Genomic DNA, 15,898 nt, shown 5'->3' with positions numbered 1-15,898 from the left:
ACCGGTTTAAGCTATGTAACATCTGGTTTTACTTTCCCAAAACCTGGAAAAGCTGGGTTAATATTTTTTTATCGTCGAAATCGGTTTTAACCCCTTTTATTTCCTGGTAAGTTTCGTGGCCTTTACCGGCTACCAGAATAATATCCTGGGTATTGGCCAAAACACAAGCCGTTTTAATGGCTTCGCGCCGATCGGTTATGGTCAGGGTCTTTTTTAAGTCGGTGGGCTTTACGCCGGCCTGCATCTGGTTTAATATTTCCAGGGGATCTTCGTACCGCGGGTTATCGGAGGTTAATATTACCCGGTCGCTGTACTGGCAGGCAATATCGGCCATAATGGGCCGCTTGGTGGCATCGCGGTTACCGCCGCAACCCACCACCGTAATAACCTGTTGCTCGGGCCGCCGGATTTGCTTGATCGTGTTCAGCACATTTTGCAAAGCATCGGGGGTGTGGGCATAATCTACAATGCCGGTAATTTGGGTATCCGATACAATATAATCGAAGCGGCCGGCCGCCGAAGACAAGCTTGACAAAATGGTTAGTACTTCGTCGGGGTCTTCGCCTAATAAAACGGCTGTTCCGTAAACGGCCAGCAGGTTGTAGGCATTAAAAGTACCAATTAGTTTGCACCAAACTTCTTTGCCATCTAGTTCCAGTTGCAAACCCTGAATAGAGTTATCCAGAATGCGGGCTTTAAAATCGGCGGTGCTGCGCAGGGCATAGGTATACGTTTTAGCAACTGTATTCTGAAGCATTACCGTTCCGCGTTTATCGTCGGCGTTTACCAGGGCAAAGGCTTTCTTCGGCAGAAAATCAAAAAACAACTTTTTTGCCCGGATATATTCGTCGAAAGTTTTGTGGTAATCGAGGTGATCGTGGGTAATATTTGTAAAAATGGCGCCGGCAAATTGTAAACCGGTTACCCGGTGCTGCACCAATGCGTGCGAGCTCACCTCCATAAAGCAATACCCGCAGCCGGCTTTTACCATTTGCGCAAGTAAGGCGTTCAGGCTAATGGCATCGGGGGTGGTATGGGTAGCTGGCACTACGGTTTCGTTAATCTGGTTTTGAACCGTAGAAAGCAAGCCAACCTGGTGTCCTAACTCCCGAAACAGTTTATGTAACAGCGTTACGCAAGTGGTTTTACCATTGGTACCCGTAACTCCTACTAATTTTAATTTCTGTGACGGATTTTCGTAAAATGCGGCGGCCATATACCCCATGGCGGCCGCACTGTCGGTTACCTGCACGTACGTTACGGCTGGTTGTAATTCGGTGGGCAACACCTCGCAAATAACTACCCTGGTGCCCGCAACTATTGCCTGCGGTATATAAGCATGTCCATCGGTTTGTACTCCTTTAATGGCAAAAAACACCGTACCGGCTTCTGCCCGGCGCGAATCGAAAGTTAAGCCATTTACCTCAACCGTTTCGGTGCCCAGTATTTGCAGTCTTTTTACGTCAGATAATAAATTGGTTAATAGCGGCATTAACTCAGCGTTATTACAATAATACTTCCTTTTTTAATGGGCGTACCCGGCTCCAGCGATTGCTTCTGGACCCGGCCTATTCCTTCGGTGCGTACTTTCAGCCCCTGGTTACCCAGCACAAATAAGGCATCGCGCAGGGTCATACCCTCCACATCGGGCACCCGGCCCACCATTAATTTATTTGGCCGCCAAACCATCGATTGTTTCTGGGTATCCACTTTTACCCATTCTTCGTCGGCTGTTCCGTGCGAACTAACACCCATTTTATTGCTAATCAGGGTGAGTTCTTCCTGGTTGCCAGCTTTTACCGGCGGCAGTTTTTGTCGGTCGGTTACTACCCGGTTAGCCAATGGTTTGTGTAAGGTCAGGTCGCGGGCATAAGCTTTATCGGCCAGTTCCCGGAAAACCGGGGCTGCTACATCACCGCCGTAAATGTGCCCACGCTTAGGCGTATCGATAATAACTATACAGGAATATTTAGGATTGTCGGCGGGGAAATAACCGGCAAAAGAAGTTGAATAATCTTTTATGTATTTACCATTTTTAATTTTCCAGGCGGTACCGGTTTTACCGGCTACTTTATAATGCGGGCTTTTTACGTGTTTACCTGTACCCCGCTCTACCACACCTTCCATGAGTACCCGCAGTTTTTTCACGGTTTCTTCGGAACAAATGCGGGTTGGGTTAAAATCGTCGGCGTTATAGCTTTCGATTACCATATCGGCCTTGCGAATTTCTTTTACAATAATAGGCGTAACCTTAATACCATTATTGGCCACTGCATTGTAAAAAGCCAGCGTTTGCAATGGCGATACTTGTAAACCGTAACCAATGGCCAACCGCGACAAAGAAGTCTGGCTCCACCGGGGGTCGGCGGGGGTACGAATAAAAGGTTTGGCTTCGCCGTGCATCTGGAAACCTAAAGGCTTATCTAAACCAAACTGGTGCAGAAAATCGGTGTACTTTTTCGGGTCATGGCCAAAATATTGCTCCACGAGCTTGGCCGTACCGGGGTTAGATGATTTTTCGAATACCTGCGATACCGAAAGTTTACCATAGCCACCGCCTGTGGCTTCGCCCATACTTTTACCCCCGATTAACTGGCGGCCCCGGCCGGTATCAATAGAATCGTAAGGGGTGAGTTTGGTACCTTCAAAAAGCGCCATCATAGAAGCCAGTTTAAAGGTAGAACCGGGTTCGGTACGGCCATGGTTACCTACGGCGTAGTTGTAATTCTCGACGTAAACGCCTTCTTTTTCTTTACCCAGGTTGGCAATGGCTTTAATTTCGCCGGTTTTAACTTCCATTAAAACCACACAACCGTACTGGGCATTATTGGCTACTAAAGCCTTGTACAACGCATTTTCGGCTACGTCCTGTAAGTTAATGTCGATGGTGGTTTTAATGTCGTAGCCCGGCAATGGTTTTACATCGGTCCCATTGTAAACCGGTTTGTTACCACCCGCCATACGCTCAAACAGGGCTTCGCCATCTTTACCGGCCAGGTAACTGTTGTATGTATATTCTAAACCCGACCCATTTTTATCTTCGGTAATCCGGCCAATGGTGCGTTGGGCCAGGGTACCAAACGGCCGGAAACGCTTGTCTACTTTCTCGAAAATAACGCCGCCCTTGTTTTTACCCGCCCGAAAAATAGGCCACTGCGCCATCATTTTCTTTTCCTGGTAATTTAGCTGACGACTGTTTATGCGCAGGTAACGCTTCTTCTCGCCCCGGGCATTCATAATCTTGCGTCGGTAACCTTCCGGCGATTTATCTTTATAAAAACGCGATAAAAGCAAAGCCAGGGAATCGATACCTTTGTTAAAAGTTTTGGCTTCGCAAATGGTGGGATCGAAGGCTACGCGGTAAAATGGCAGCGAGGTAGCCATAATGCTTTCGTTATCCGAAAGTACATTACCCCGGGTAGCGTAAACCGGCAAATAAATAATGCGGCTTTCTTTTTGGAGTTGCACCCACTTGGGGCCTTCTACAAACTGCACGTAAGCTACTTTGGCTACAATGGCCCCGGCAAATAAACAAATAGCCAAAAATGCTACCCGCACCCGGGTAACAATAGATTTCTTAATATTCTTCGCCATTTACTTCAATCTGATAAGGGGGTGAAGAACTTTCGACAATACCGGCCGGTAATACTTTGCGGGCTACTTCTGACTGCTTGCTGGCTTCCATGTACTCAGAGGCTAAGGTCGTGTAGTCGGCCCGCAAATCTTCGGTTTCATTTTTAATTTTATCAATTTTCCGGATGGTCTTTTCGGCGTAATGGGTGTTGCCAATGTAAAAAATAGCTACCAGCATTAAATATAAAATGTAAGGCAGAAATCTTACCGGCAAGCCATGCTGGAACAGCACATCCATGCGGGTATAGCGGTCCAGCAACTCAAAAATGCTAATGCCTTTGGGGCGCTCGGGTTTCTCGGGCTCCATTTGCGGCACCACACGTTGCGCATTAACCCGGCGCTGAATCCGGGGACGTTCTTTTACGGTGTTTGTAGCCATTTTTAAAGTTTTACGTGGTAAGTGGTAAGTTTTAAGTTTTGCATGCGTCGCTTTCCTCCTGGCCTTCTACTTTAATTACTTATTTTCTAACACTTATAACTTATGCTTTATTTCTTACAGCTTTTCGGCTACCCGGAGCTTAGCGCTTCTGGACCTGCTGTTTTCTTGCAGTTCTGTAGCCGATGGTGTTAAGGGTTTGCGAAATACCGCCTCAAAGGGCTTCTTCTCGTTGCCAAACAAATCTTTTTCTACCTCGCCAAAAAACTTACCGGTACGGATGTAATTTTTTACCAGCCGATCTTCGAGCGAGTGGTAAGAAATAATAACCAGACGCCCGCCCGGTTTTAATACTTCTGCCGTTTGCAGCAGCATTTCTTCCAGCGCTTTTAGTTCGTCGTTTACTTCCAGGCGCAACGCCTGAAACACCTGCGCCAAGTATTTATTTTCTTTGCCTTTGGGCAAACAACTCTTAATAGCCTCTTTAAACTGCCCAATGGTTTCCAGTTCCTGGGCGGCCCGTTTTAGCACAATGGTACGGGCCAGCGTACGGGCATTTTTTACTTCGCCGTAAATGCCAAATAACTTATGCAAATCTTCTTCGGCGTAAGTGTTCAGAATATCTTTAGCCGTTTTGGTACCCTCCTGATCCATGCGCATATCCAATGGCCCATCAAACCGGGTAGAAAACCCTCTTTCGGAAGTATCGAACTGGTACGACGACACGCCCAAATCGGCCAGGATACCATCGGCCTGCTTTACCCCGTACAGGCGCAAATATTTTTTCAGGTACCGGAAGTTGGCCTTTACAAATGTAAATGCCGGGTTGGTCAGCTTTTGAGCTTCTGTCTCGGCATCCGGGTCCTGATCGAAACCATATAGTTTCCCGGTGGTCAGCGCTTCGGCAATCCGGGCCGAGTGGCCACCACCGCCAAATGTTAAGTCTACATAAATGCCGTGGGGCTTAATATCCAGGGCATCTACCGATTCCTGTAGCATTACCGGTTGGTGATACGCCATTATATTCCGGGTTGAATGACAGGCTGTTCGCCTAAATATTTTTGTGCCAGTTGCGAGAAGCTTTGCTGATCTTTAATCAGGAAGTCTTCGTATTTATCGGGATTCCAGATTTCGACCCGATTGCCTAACCCCACTACAATTACTTCTTTGTCTATATCGGCGTAGCGCACCATGGTACGGGGCAATATAAACCGCCCGGTGCTATCCAGTTCTATTTCGGTGTTGCCCCGGAAAAAATTCCGCTGAAAAGTACGGTACTCTTCGTTAAACTCGTTCAGGCTAGCAACTTTGTCGTAAATTATTTTCCACTCCGTTTGCGGATACAAAACCAGGCACGGCTCAAACCCCCGGGTCAGGACCACCTGGTTGCCGGAATCATCGGGCAGGTTGGCTTTAATCTTAGCGGGTAAAACCAACCTTCCTTTCGGGTCTAGCTTGCACTCGTATTCGCCGGAAAGAAAGTTCATACACTATGTTTAGTCTCCGGCTAAAATCCGGAGTAAACAAAAATACGGAATACAGAAATTAAGTCAACCACAATCTCCCACTTTTTACCACTTTGTGGATAAATTATGGTTATCAACTCCACTTATACACATTATCCACAGGTTACCCACGGGTTTATTTTGGTTATACCACGGTATTTTAACAATAATAAATTGGTATATTTCTGTAAAATTGGTTATAAATACTTATGTAATAAACTTTTAGCTTCCAAAAAACCCGTTTTACCAGCTGTCTGATTTATGTAGAAAAATAAAAGTGGGAGAAAGTGGGATGGATTTCCGGAAGCGTACTATCTAACACAGGTACTATATAAGCAAAAAACCTCCGGCAGATGCGGGAGGTTGACAGGTAAATAATATCAGGGTTTTTCTTTATATAGTTGCCACCAAGGCACGTAAGGTTTATCGTGGTGCTCGTAATGGTAACCAAAAAAGTAACAGCTTATAAAGGCCCAGGTGTGGTTTTTGGCTTGGGTATGCGCTTTGTGTGTATTATCGGGCGCATGCTCGCCGCGGTGCGGCAGGTAAGTACCAAAATAAAATAACTGAAAAGTAGCCAAAATAGCCGGAATCATCCAGAACAAAATTACGTTTTCCGGGGCAAAAAAAAGCTTCAGCAAGTTAAAAGTTAAGGCCATGAGCACCAGTTGCTGCCAGGTAATATAATTTTTAAGAAAGCTGAAATACCAGGCAAAAAAATTACCGCCGTGATAATCCGGGTCCTGGCCGGTAGCTACGTGGTGGTGGTGGGCATGGTGGCGGGGCAACAAACGGTTAAAATTATTATAAGCAAACAACCCGGCAGCCAACGTGCCAATAAATTTGTTTACCCGGCGGTGGCGCGAAACAACCCCGTGCATGGCATCGTGGGCAGTAATAAATAAGCCAGTATACAAATGGGTTTGCACCAGCAAAAACAAATAAGGTACCGGCGAATACAAATTAACCGGGAAATGTAGCAGAAACCACAGACTACCCGCCCAACTCAGGATAACCAAAATTGCTATTATAACGCCGGTATGTTTTTGCCAAATGGTCATAAAAGTTTATTCGTGTTTAAACCAGAACAAGTGTTTGCCGCTTAAAGTTTTAAATCAACTTTTAACAAAGCTATACAGGCAAATTTAAGTAAACTATTTTTTACCCACCCGCAAACCTTTGTGCAAAGCCTTTTTTGGTCTAATTATTTATTTAAAAAAAACACCGGCTGCAAATTTATGCATTTAACAACTTTTATAAGACTGAATCCCAATAAAATGCACTTTAAAACAATAGGTTTTGCCTAAAACTAATAACGCAGCAAATTCGCGAAAGCACTTACTTATCTATTACTATTTAGTGTATAAGCAAATATTTATGTGTTTAGAAGTTTGATTTTAAATATTTCTAAATATTGGCCACAACCCTTGATTTGCATACAACCTTCCGGGCTTTGCATACAACCGTTTTTTATTTCGTACCGAACTTTGCCCTACTAAATAAATATTATGGAAATAAAAAAAATAACATTAGGAAGTCAGGGTTTGATTGTACCGGCTATTGGGTTGGGCTGTATGGGCATGACCGGCTTTGAAGAAGGCAACATGTACGGCCCGGCAGATGCGCAAGAAGCAATTGCCACCATTCACCGCTCGCTTGAACTAGGCGGCAACTTTTTAGATACCGCAGACTTATATGGCCCTTTAAAAAATGAGCAGCTTATCTCGAAAGCGATTCGGGGCAATCGCGACAAATACGTTATCGCTACTAAATTTGGTTGGGAGATAGACGATAACAACAAAGTAACCTGGGCCATTAATGGCAAAAAGGAGTATGTAAAAAAGGCAATTGAGCGTTCCCTGAAAAACCTCGGCACCGATTATATTGACCTATATTACATGCATCGCCTGGATAAAAGTACCCCCATTGAAGAAACCGTGGCCGCTATGGGTAGTCTGGTAAAAGAAGGGAAAATAGGTTACATTGGTTTATCGGAAGTGTCTTCAGAAACCGTAGAAAGAGCACATGCCGTACACCCAATTACCGCAGTACAAAGCGAATATTCATTATTTGAGCGAACGGTAGAAGAACGGGGTGTATTGGAAACATTGAATAAACTGGGCATTGGCTTTGTGGCTTACTCGCCGCTGGGCCGCGGTTTTTTATCCGGACAAATCCGTACGATAGACGATTTACCAGAGAATGATTTCCGGCGGGCAATTCCACGGTTTCAGGAGGCCCATTTTCATAAAAACATAGCATTAGTTAAAGCAATTGAAGCATTGGCAGCAGAGAAAAACGTTAGCTCGTCTCAGTTGGCATTGGCTTGGATCATGAGCAAGGGTATTTTACCAATTCCGGGTACCAAACGCAGAACCTATTTGGAGCAGAATCTGTCGGCTACTGCTATCCAGTTAAGCGAAGCAGACCTGTCGCGCCTGGAAAGCATTGTACCTTTAGGCACGGATACTGGTAAGCCGTACGATGAATTTAGCATGGGGCTGATTGATTAATTATTTCTAACGGCTGCATTTCTGAACAATGCAGCCGTTGTGCTATCAATCTTAAATTTTAAATTAGTGTTATGAACGCAATTAGATCTGTTTCAGAATTTCACCGGCTTTTGTCTTTGCCCGAACCCCGGCATCCGCTGGTAAGTGTTATTAATCTGGCCGAAAGTATTTTTCTGGAGGATGACGTCTGGAAAGGTTTTGTAAACCGGTTTTATTGCGTAGCCTTAAAAAGAGACGCTAAGGGCAAAGTAAAATATGGTCAGCAACATTATGATTATGATAAAGGCGTTTTAAGTTTTACCGCCCCCAATCAGGTGCAGTATTTAGATTTACGGACTATGGAATGCGGTTCGGGCTATCTGCTTATCTTCCATCCCGATTTTCTGCTGAGGCATACTTTGGCAAACACTATACATACTTACGGTTTTTTCTCTTATGCAGTAAACGAAGCATTGCACCTTTCTGCCGAAGAAGAAGAGGACCTTATTACAATTCTAAAAAAAATTGACCAAGAATGTACCCATATTGACAGGCACACTCAAGAAATTATATTATCCCAAATTGATCTGCTGCTCAATTATTCCAGACGTTTTTACGAGCGCCAGTTTTTCACCCGCAAAAGCAACAATCATCAGCTCATTACAAAATTTGAATACCTGGTAGATAATTACTTTAACACCGCTCACCAAGAGCAACCCGGTTTGTTAACGGTACAATATATAGCCAATTTAATGAACATCTCACCCAACTACCTAAGCGATCTGTTACGCATCCATACCGGGCAAAACACCCAACAACATATTCATGAAAAGTTGATTGAGAAGGCCAAGGAAAAACTATCTGTTACAAGTTTATCAATCAGCGAAATTGCTTATACACTAGGTTTTGAACATGCGCAGTCGTTTAGTACGCTTTTTAAAAAGAAAACCAAAATGTCGCCACTGCAATTTCGACAATCATTTAACTAACAAATTCAAGGGTTCAGGATTTAAGGTAAAGTTTAAGCAGCTCACAAGTTAAACAACTACAGATACCTTAACTGGCTTATATATTGTATGATTTCTCTTATGAATACATTCCTAAAGCTATCAATATCTACCGAACTATAAGGTAAGTTACTCTAAACGGGCCAAGTATTTACTGATATAAAATAATTAACTGGCAGAGGAAAACACACCAGCCGGTTGGCTTAATAAGAAAGCAGAATATCGCGTACGTTTTCCATGAGCCACATGGGCGTAGAGGTAGCACCGCAAATACCTACCGAGTCGCCGGGCGAAAATAAAGCAGGCGAAAGCTCTTCTACTTTGGAAATAAAGTAAGTATTTGGATTGGTGTCTTTGCAAACCTGGTACAACACTTTGCCATTAGACGATTTGGTACCCGATACAAAAACAATTTTATCGAAGCGGCTGGCAAACTTACGTAAGTCTTTGTCGCGGTTAGAGACCTGGCGGCAAATGGTATCATTGGCTTCTACGGTAAAACCGCTGGTTTCGAGGTGGCTTTTTATTTTGTAAAAATTATCGGTACTCTTGGTGGTTTGGCTGTACAGGGTAATATTGGCTGGCAATTGGTGTTGCATCAGTTCTTCAATATTCTCAAAAACCACGGCTTGGTTGCCGGTTTGGCCCAGCAGACCCAGCACTTCGGCATGACCATGTTTGCCGTAAATATAAATCTGCTCTTTTTTATCGTACGATGTTTTAATGCGGTTCTGTAGTTTAAGCACTACCGGGCACGACGCATCAATTAAATTTAAATTATTTTCAAGGGCAATCTGGTACGTGCTGGGCGGTTCGCCGTGCGCCCGGATAAGTACGTGCTCGTTTTTTAGTTGCTGGTAAACTTCGTGGTTGATAATGCGTAAGCCCCGTTTTTCCAGTCGCTCTACTTCTTCATCGTTGTGCACAATATCGCCCAGGCAATACAGGTAGCCCTGCTCAGCCAGAATATCTTCGGCCATTTGAATGGCATAAATTACCCCAAAGCAAAAGCCGGAATTTGGGTCGATATGTACCTGCAGATTATACATATAGCTTAAACCACCGTGTTGGTTATTTGTTTTGTTTTATTTCTTTTCAGCAGTTCATATATCGTAATGGTAATCAAGAGCATTAACATCGAGTACATGGTGTCTTCGGCCGGAATGGTAGTAATCCGGAGGCCCAGGTTGTGCTGGTTGTTGTACCAAACAACCGGCAAAGCGGTAAGCACCCCATTTACCAGCAGGAACGGTATTAAATGTACGAAATATGCGGTAAAAAATCTACCCAGAATAATTTTTTTAAGGAGTAAATAATGCACAACCAGCATGATAGCTAACCCCAAAAATGTAATAGAGGTGTAAAGCCGGGGCAAAAACAGTAAACCCAGCGGCACCAGTAAAATAAGTAAGCCCAGTATAAACCAGTGGGCGTACGGGTATAAATAATCTTTTTTAATGTAGGTATTCAGGGTTTCGTAAATAAATACGCAGGCGTACGGTACGGTAAAGAAAAAAAGTATTTCTTCCAGAGGTAAACCAAAAAAGTACCAACCTACCAAATATTCGGGGTTAAAGCCCCACACCCCAATGCGGGTAAAAATACTGTCCCAGAGAATAAACAATAAAGCATTGGCCAGAATAGCCGGAAACAAGGCCGGCCAGTTTTTGTAAAACTGCACCCGCTTATCAAAAGAAAGAATAAAAGGGAAAAAGATGGTAAACAGGTTCAGATATAAATAAATATACATCAGGTTTTTAGATTTTGGAGCTGCTTTTTCTCCTGTTCGGTTAGCTGATCGGGGTGTTTTTGCAAGAAATTACGCATTATCTGGTAAACTTCGCCGTCTATATCGGATTTAGGATACCGGAAAATACTTTCCAGGAATACTTTTTTATCTTCGTCGAGGTGGCTGCTCATGTTCAGGTAGCGCGGAATAAAATATTCGAGCGAATACCGCAAAAAACGTATTTCGGCTACCTGCGGGTTTTTGGCTATTATTTCTTCGAACTGCTGTGCCGAATTACGGAGGTGTTTTATTTTGGAATAAGGACTCCAGGCGTATTTGGCCATCATGCCTTCGGTGCTTGCGCCAAACCCTTGTACCACGGGGTCATTGCCTTTATATCTATTCAGGTGCTGTAGTAGCTTCTCGCAGGTAGCTTTATCTTTGGCGCTTTTCTCGTACAGTTGGCGCAGATCATGTATTTTGTAAGAGTTCTCAAACTGAAAAAACAAACCGGTAAAGAATACGCTAAGGGCTAAAAGTAAATTGTGCACGATAAGCTAGATTGTGTTAAAACGGTAACGCAGGTAAGAACCTACCAATAATGCCAATTTGGTATTATCTGGTACTCTTACGCGTTCCGACAAAATTCGTGCCGCTGGTAAGTGCTGAATTTTACGAAATAGCTTTAAATAATAGATATAGGCCAGGTAAACGCCCATGCGCGCCGACTTGGGTAACTGTAAAATACCCTGGTAAGCCGCCTGAAAATCGGCCAGAATATCTTCTTCTATAGCGGCTTTACAATCGTTATCGAAAGAACGGAAATCTACTTTAGGGAAATAAACCCGGCCGCGTTCTTTGTAATCGCTTTTCATGTCGCGCAAAAAATTCACTTTCTGGAAGGCCGCTCCCAGGCTGCGGGCTGGTTCTTTTAATTTATGGAACAAAGCCTCGTCGCCTTCGCAAAAAACCTTCAGGCACATCAGGCCTACTACTTCGGCCGAGCCGTAAATATATTCGTCGTACAGGTCTTTGTTGTAGCGCTGGTCCAGCAAGTCCATGCGCATGCTCTTCAGGAAAGCATCGATAAAAGACAAATCTATGTTGTATTGGTTTACCACCGCCTGGAAGGCATGTAATACCGGGTTAAGGCTTATTTTTTTCCGGATAGCTTCGTAGGTGCAGGCCTCAAAATCGTCGAGCAGGGCGGCTTTGTCGTAATCATGAAAGGTATCTACAATCTCATCGGCGAAGCGCACAAAACCATAAATGCCATAAATTGGGTAATGAAATTTTTTATCCAGGGTTTTAATCCCCAACGTAAAAGAAGTGCTGTACTGCTGGGTAATCAGCTGGCTGCATTTGTAGCTCGTCTGGTTAAATAATTCCATCATTTTTTTAAGCGTTTATGTACTTTACAACAACCAAACCTGCATCTGCTCCTACCCTGCCGGTTATTTATTTAAGTTACCGGATTTCTTTTAATTTATGTATTAATTACCAGTTTAATTAACGGTAAGCTTGGGTAATTTCCTGGGCCACTACCTGCCCCGATATAAGTGAAGGCGGCACACCAGGCCCTGGCACCGTAAGCTGACCGGTATAATATAAGTTTTTTATTTTTTTACTTTTAAGGCTAGGTTTTAAAATGGCCGTTTGCATTAAGGTATTGGCTAAACCATAGGCATTGCCCTTAAAGGCGTGGTAATCATTTACAAAATCCTGATGCGCGTAGCTACGCTTAAATATTACGTGCGGCCGTATTTCCTGGCCGGTTAATTTTTCGAGGCGCTGCATAACTAAATCATAATATTTCTCCCGAATGGCGTTTGTATCTTCTAAACCGGGTGCCACCGGAATCAGGATAAATAAATTTTCGCAACCCGGCGGCGCTACTGTATTATCGGTTACTGATGGCGCCGACACGTAAAACAACGGGTTGGCCGGCCAGCGGGGTGTTTCGTAAATTTCGCGGGCGTGCGGTTCAAAATCCTCATCGAAAAACAAATTATGGTGCTGCAGGTTTTTTAAGCGTTTATTTATGCCCAGGTAAAATATTAACGAAGAAGGTGCCATTACTCTTTTTTGCCAGTAATCTTCGGAGTAGCTTCGTTGGGCCGGTCCCAGCAATTTATCTTCTACGTGGTGGTAATCGGCACTGGCTACTACCACCTCGGCGTTAAACGAACTGGTACGGGTATGCACCTGGTTTATTTGGTTATTATCCGTAGCAAAAGAAGTTACTTCCTGGTTATAATAGAACTCTACGCCCTCGGCACGGGCCAGGTTTTCCATCCCTTCCACAATCCGGTACATGCCGCCCATGGGGTACCAGGTACCTAAAGCAATATCGGCGTAATTCATTAAACTATAAAGGGCCGGGGTATTTTGCGGCAAGGCTCCCAGAAAAAGAATCGGGAACTCCATTAACTTAATTATTTTATCGTGCCGGAAAAACTTACGCACGTGCTGGTGCATCGATTGTAAAACATCTAACCGGAAAACATCTAACAGCAGCTTAGGGTCCAGAAACTCGGTAAAAGAAAGGCCGGGTTTGTAAACCAGTTTATTTATACCTACCTCGTATTTATAAGCAGCTTGTTTTAAAAAAGCTTCTAACTGTTTACTACTGCCGGGCTCCAGCGATTCGAACAAAGTCTTTAATTGGGGTAATTGCGCCGGCACCGGCATAAAATCATCGGCACCAAAAATAACAGTATAAGATGGGTCCAGGCGATGCAGGTGGTAAAAATCGGCGGTGGTTTTGTTAAATTTTTTAAAGTATTTTTCAAATACATCGGGCATCCAGTACCAGCTGGGGCCCATATCGAAAGTAAAACCCTGTGCTGAAAAAGAGCGTGCGCGGCCACCCGGGGTACTGTGCTTCTCTAGCACTTTTACCGCAAACCCTTGCTGCGCCAGGCTGGTAGCTGCCGCCATACCAGAAAATCCGGCTCCTATTACAACTACTTCCTTTTGTTTACCCATGTACTGTATACCGCAAGTTCTTGCCTTTGATTGCGCTTACGGCCGGTTAAAGCTAAAAAAATTAATCAGAACAAACGCTGCCGGGCTTTAAGCCGCCGGATTGTAAACGCTCAGCATGTCTTTTAATTCTTTGCGGGCCAGGTGAATCCGGTTTTTTACAGTACCAATGGGTATTTTTAATTCTTCGGCTATTTCCAGGTATTTATAGCCGGTAAAATACATCATAAAAGGTGTCCGGTATTCTTCATTCAGGTAAGCAATGGCATTATCTATGTCTTTTAGGGCAAATTTAGAAGTGGCGCCATTCTGGGTAATGTAACTTTCATCAGCATTCAGGTACTTCAAAAAATCGGTGTTATCGAGATTGCTGCTGCGCTTGGTAATTTTATTATAATTATTAATAAAAGAATTGCGCATAATAGTATAAAGCCAGGCTTTTAAGTTAGTACCGGCTTTAAACTTTTCTTTATTGGTTAGAGCTTTTAATAATGTCTCCTGAATTAAATCCTTGGCGTCATCCAGGTCCCGGGTCAGGTTCATGGCAACTGGCTTTAGCGAATAGGACAACTTCTGGACCTGGTTGGTGAATTCAATTGCAGTCATTTTGTTTAACTTTATTATTAAAACTTTAGACAAATATAAACTACAATACGGTTATACACAAATATTGTTTATAATTTTAACAACAACTATAAACAATAATTTAAAATACCATTTAATACTTAGGATAAACCAGCCTAACGTACGTCTTTAATAAGAGAACCGGATTTACCCAAAAGAAAAATATTTTCAATTAAGATTCAGGCACTTAAGCATAATGGGGCTTAAATGAATGGGAAAGATTGGTTTGTCCCGGAGAACTGGGCTGGATTTGAAATTCTGGTATAGCACGAAAAACATTGCTTTCTGTCAGAAATACCTGCTGGCCAGAAATACAGAATACCAGAAATAGGTTTGTTTAGGAAGTAATATTACCGGTGCCTATAAGCCTCCCGAACAATTATTGTTGTCCTGAACTTGTCTAGAAAACTATATTAGCTCTATAAACTATTGGGCAGCTGTATTTACAAATAAACAAGACCCGAATCAGGTAAGCGCCTTAACCAAGTGGTTAGATTATAAGCTTATAGTTTAGGCACTATGTTTACTTAAGAGAAGCAGATTTATTTTTTGGAAAAGGGGGTTTAAAAAATAAATATTTAACCGCGTAGTTTTTGAGGGTTGGCCACCGGCAAATATTATTCGCAGCCTACTGGTCATGAAAAGCAGACCCACACTGTTTACACCGCATTATTTAAGTGATCGATAAACTCGGGCAGGGAATTGATACGGGACAAATTACCCGGAAAAGTAAGATGCTCCTGGTGCACTAACGGCCCACACACGTATACGGTAGCCGCCCTGGCAGCCGCGGCTAAAGCATTCAGATAAGGCTGCATGTGCTCCCGCTCCGGAACCGAAGTAAAAACCGTGAGAATAAAATGCGGCTGGTAAGCCAGAATGCTGGTTTCCAGATCCGGAAAGGGTAAATTTTGCCCCAGGTACACTACGTGGTGGTTACGCGCCCGCAGCAAATAATTTACAAAAAGCAATCCTATTTCGTGCAGTTCGCCTTCGGGCAAAAACAATAAATAACGCGTAGCTACACTGGGTTTGGCAATCACTTGCCCGTCAATGGCTACTACTATTTTCTGCCGGATAATATTGCTCACAAAATGCTCCTGGGCCGGACTAATGCTGCCCGCCTGCCACAAAATGCCTACTTTAATCAGGAACGGACAAATAATATCCAGCATGGCCCGCTCCAAACCTTTCTGCAGAATAATCGTGGAAAGCGTGCGATCAAAACGTTCTTCGTCCATTTCAATCATGGCCAGAATGAGGGTATTCATTTGCTGCGGATACTGTACCGTTTTATCGGCAATAGTCATAACCGCCTCGGCTATTTCGGAGCCCGACATTTTGGCAATCCGGGATATTTTAAAGCCGTGCTCGTTCAGTAGCGAAATATTCAGAATACTTTTTAAGTCTGTGTCGTCGTAAAACCGGATGTTGGTTTCGGTGCGCTTGGGGTTTAAAATATTATAACGCTGCTCCCAAATACGAATGGTATGCGCTTTAATGCCAGATAAGTTTTCCAGATCTTTAATAGAATATTGCGCCACCCT

General features: G+C 43.6%; 15 protein-coding genes. 2 read left to right on the top strand and 13 right to left on the bottom strand.

Annotation, left to right across the window (positions count from 1 at the left end; all coding sequences use genetic code 11):
* Nucleotides 1-28: 28 nt before the first annotated feature.
* The 6 genes from ACO1R6_RS10715 to ACO1R6_RS10690 all read right to left on the bottom strand — a co-directional run bounded on the left by ACO1R6_RS10715 (nt 29) and on the right by ACO1R6_RS10690 (nt 6,575).
* Complete coding sequence (locus ACO1R6_RS10715; protein WP_486264611.1) at nt 29-1,492, bottom strand: UDP-N-acetylmuramoyl-L-alanyl-D-glutamate--2,6-diaminopimelate ligase; 1,464 nt, start codon at nt 1,490-1,492, stop codon at nt 29-31.
* Entirely contained in the window at nt 1,492-3,594 is a 2,103-nt protein-coding gene (locus ACO1R6_RS10710) for a penicillin-binding protein (protein ID WP_486264610.1), read from the bottom strand. The genes ACO1R6_RS10715 and ACO1R6_RS10710 overlap by 1 nt, the downstream gene beginning before the upstream one ends.
* The gene (locus ACO1R6_RS10705; protein WP_486264608.1) at nt 3,578-4,012 is read right to left on the bottom strand and encodes an FtsL-like putative cell division protein; all 435 of its coding nucleotides are present in this window, start codon (nt 4,010-4,012) and stop codon (nt 3,578-3,580) included. Before ACO1R6_RS10705 ends, ACO1R6_RS10710 begins: the two co-directional genes overlap by 17 nt.
* Before the next feature lie 114 nt (nt 4,013-4,126).
* A complete protein-coding gene (gene rsmH / locus ACO1R6_RS10700) occupies nt 4,127-5,029 on the bottom strand; it encodes a 16S rRNA (cytosine(1402)-N(4))-methyltransferase RsmH (RefSeq protein WP_486264607.1) in 903 nt (300 codons plus the stop codon).
* Complete coding sequence (gene mraZ, locus ACO1R6_RS10695) at nt 5,029-5,496, bottom strand: division/cell wall cluster transcriptional repressor MraZ (RefSeq protein WP_486264606.1); 468 nt, start codon at nt 5,494-5,496, stop codon at nt 5,029-5,031. The genes rsmH and mraZ overlap by 1 nt, the downstream gene beginning before the upstream one ends.
* 398 nt (nt 5,497-5,894) lie before the next feature.
* Nucleotides 5,895-6,575 carry a fatty acid desaturase gene (locus tag ACO1R6_RS10690; RefSeq protein ID WP_486264604.1) on the bottom strand — a complete coding sequence of 227 codons (681 nt, stop codon included), beginning with the start codon at nt 6,573-6,575 and terminating at the stop codon, nt 5,895-5,897.
* A gap of 447 nt (nt 6,576-7,022) precedes the next feature.
* On the opposite strand from ACO1R6_RS10690, the gene ACO1R6_RS10685 reads away from it, so the two are divergent.
* The gene (locus tag ACO1R6_RS10685) at nt 7,023-8,027 is read left to right on the top strand and encodes an aldo/keto reductase (protein WP_486264602.1); all 1,005 of its coding nucleotides are present in this window, start codon (nt 7,023-7,025) and stop codon (nt 8,025-8,027) included.
* Between the two features lie 71 nt (nt 8,028-8,098).
* Nucleotides 8,099-8,995, top strand: a complete 897-nt coding sequence (locus ACO1R6_RS10680; protein WP_486264600.1) for a helix-turn-helix domain-containing protein — start codon at nt 8,099-8,101, stop codon at nt 8,993-8,995.
* Nucleotides 8,996-9,216: 221 nt separating this feature from the next.
* Here the strand turns inward: ACO1R6_RS10680 and ACO1R6_RS10675 are convergent, their stop codons facing one another.
* The 7 genes from ACO1R6_RS10675 to ACO1R6_RS10645 form a co-directional block, all read right to left on the bottom strand.
* Nucleotides 9,217-10,062, bottom strand: a complete 846-nt coding sequence (locus ACO1R6_RS10675) for a 4-hydroxy-3-methylbut-2-enyl diphosphate reductase (protein WP_486264599.1) — start codon at nt 10,060-10,062, stop codon at nt 9,217-9,219.
* A 5-nt stretch (nt 10,063-10,067) separates the two neighbouring features.
* The gene (locus ACO1R6_RS10670; RefSeq protein ID WP_486264597.1) at nt 10,068-10,763 is read right to left on the bottom strand and encodes a lycopene cyclase domain-containing protein; all 696 of its coding nucleotides are present in this window, start codon (nt 10,761-10,763) and stop codon (nt 10,068-10,070) included.
* Nucleotides 10,763-11,293: a hypothetical protein gene (locus ACO1R6_RS10665; protein ID WP_486264595.1), complete on the bottom strand. Its 531-nt coding sequence runs from the start codon at nt 11,291-11,293 to the stop codon at nt 10,763-10,765. Before ACO1R6_RS10665 ends, ACO1R6_RS10670 begins: the two co-directional genes overlap by 1 nt.
* A gap of 6 nt (nt 11,294-11,299) precedes the next feature.
* Nucleotides 11,300-12,136, bottom strand: coding sequence for a phytoene/squalene synthase family protein (locus tag ACO1R6_RS10660; RefSeq protein ID WP_486264593.1), 837 nt, complete (start codon nt 12,134-12,136; stop codon nt 11,300-11,302).
* Nucleotides 12,137-12,251: 115 nt separating this feature from the next.
* Nucleotides 12,252-13,730 (bottom strand): phytoene desaturase family protein, encoded by a 1,479-nt coding sequence (locus ACO1R6_RS10655; protein WP_486264592.1) that lies wholly within the window; start codon nt 13,728-13,730, stop codon nt 12,252-12,254.
* A gap of 87 nt (nt 13,731-13,817) precedes the next feature.
* Nucleotides 13,818-14,333, bottom strand: coding sequence for an RNA polymerase sigma factor (locus ACO1R6_RS10650; protein ID WP_486264590.1), 516 nt, complete (start codon nt 14,331-14,333; stop codon nt 13,818-13,820).
* A 677-nt stretch (nt 14,334-15,010) separates the two neighbouring features.
* A complete protein-coding gene (locus ACO1R6_RS10645; protein ID WP_486264589.1) occupies nt 15,011-15,895 on the bottom strand; it encodes a MerR family transcriptional regulator in 885 nt (294 codons plus the stop codon).
* Between the last annotated feature and the right edge of the window lie 3 nt (nt 15,896-15,898).

Source organism: Adhaeribacter sp. (genome assembly GCF_057359045.1).
This window is presented reverse-complemented; position numbering and strand designations above follow the sequence as displayed.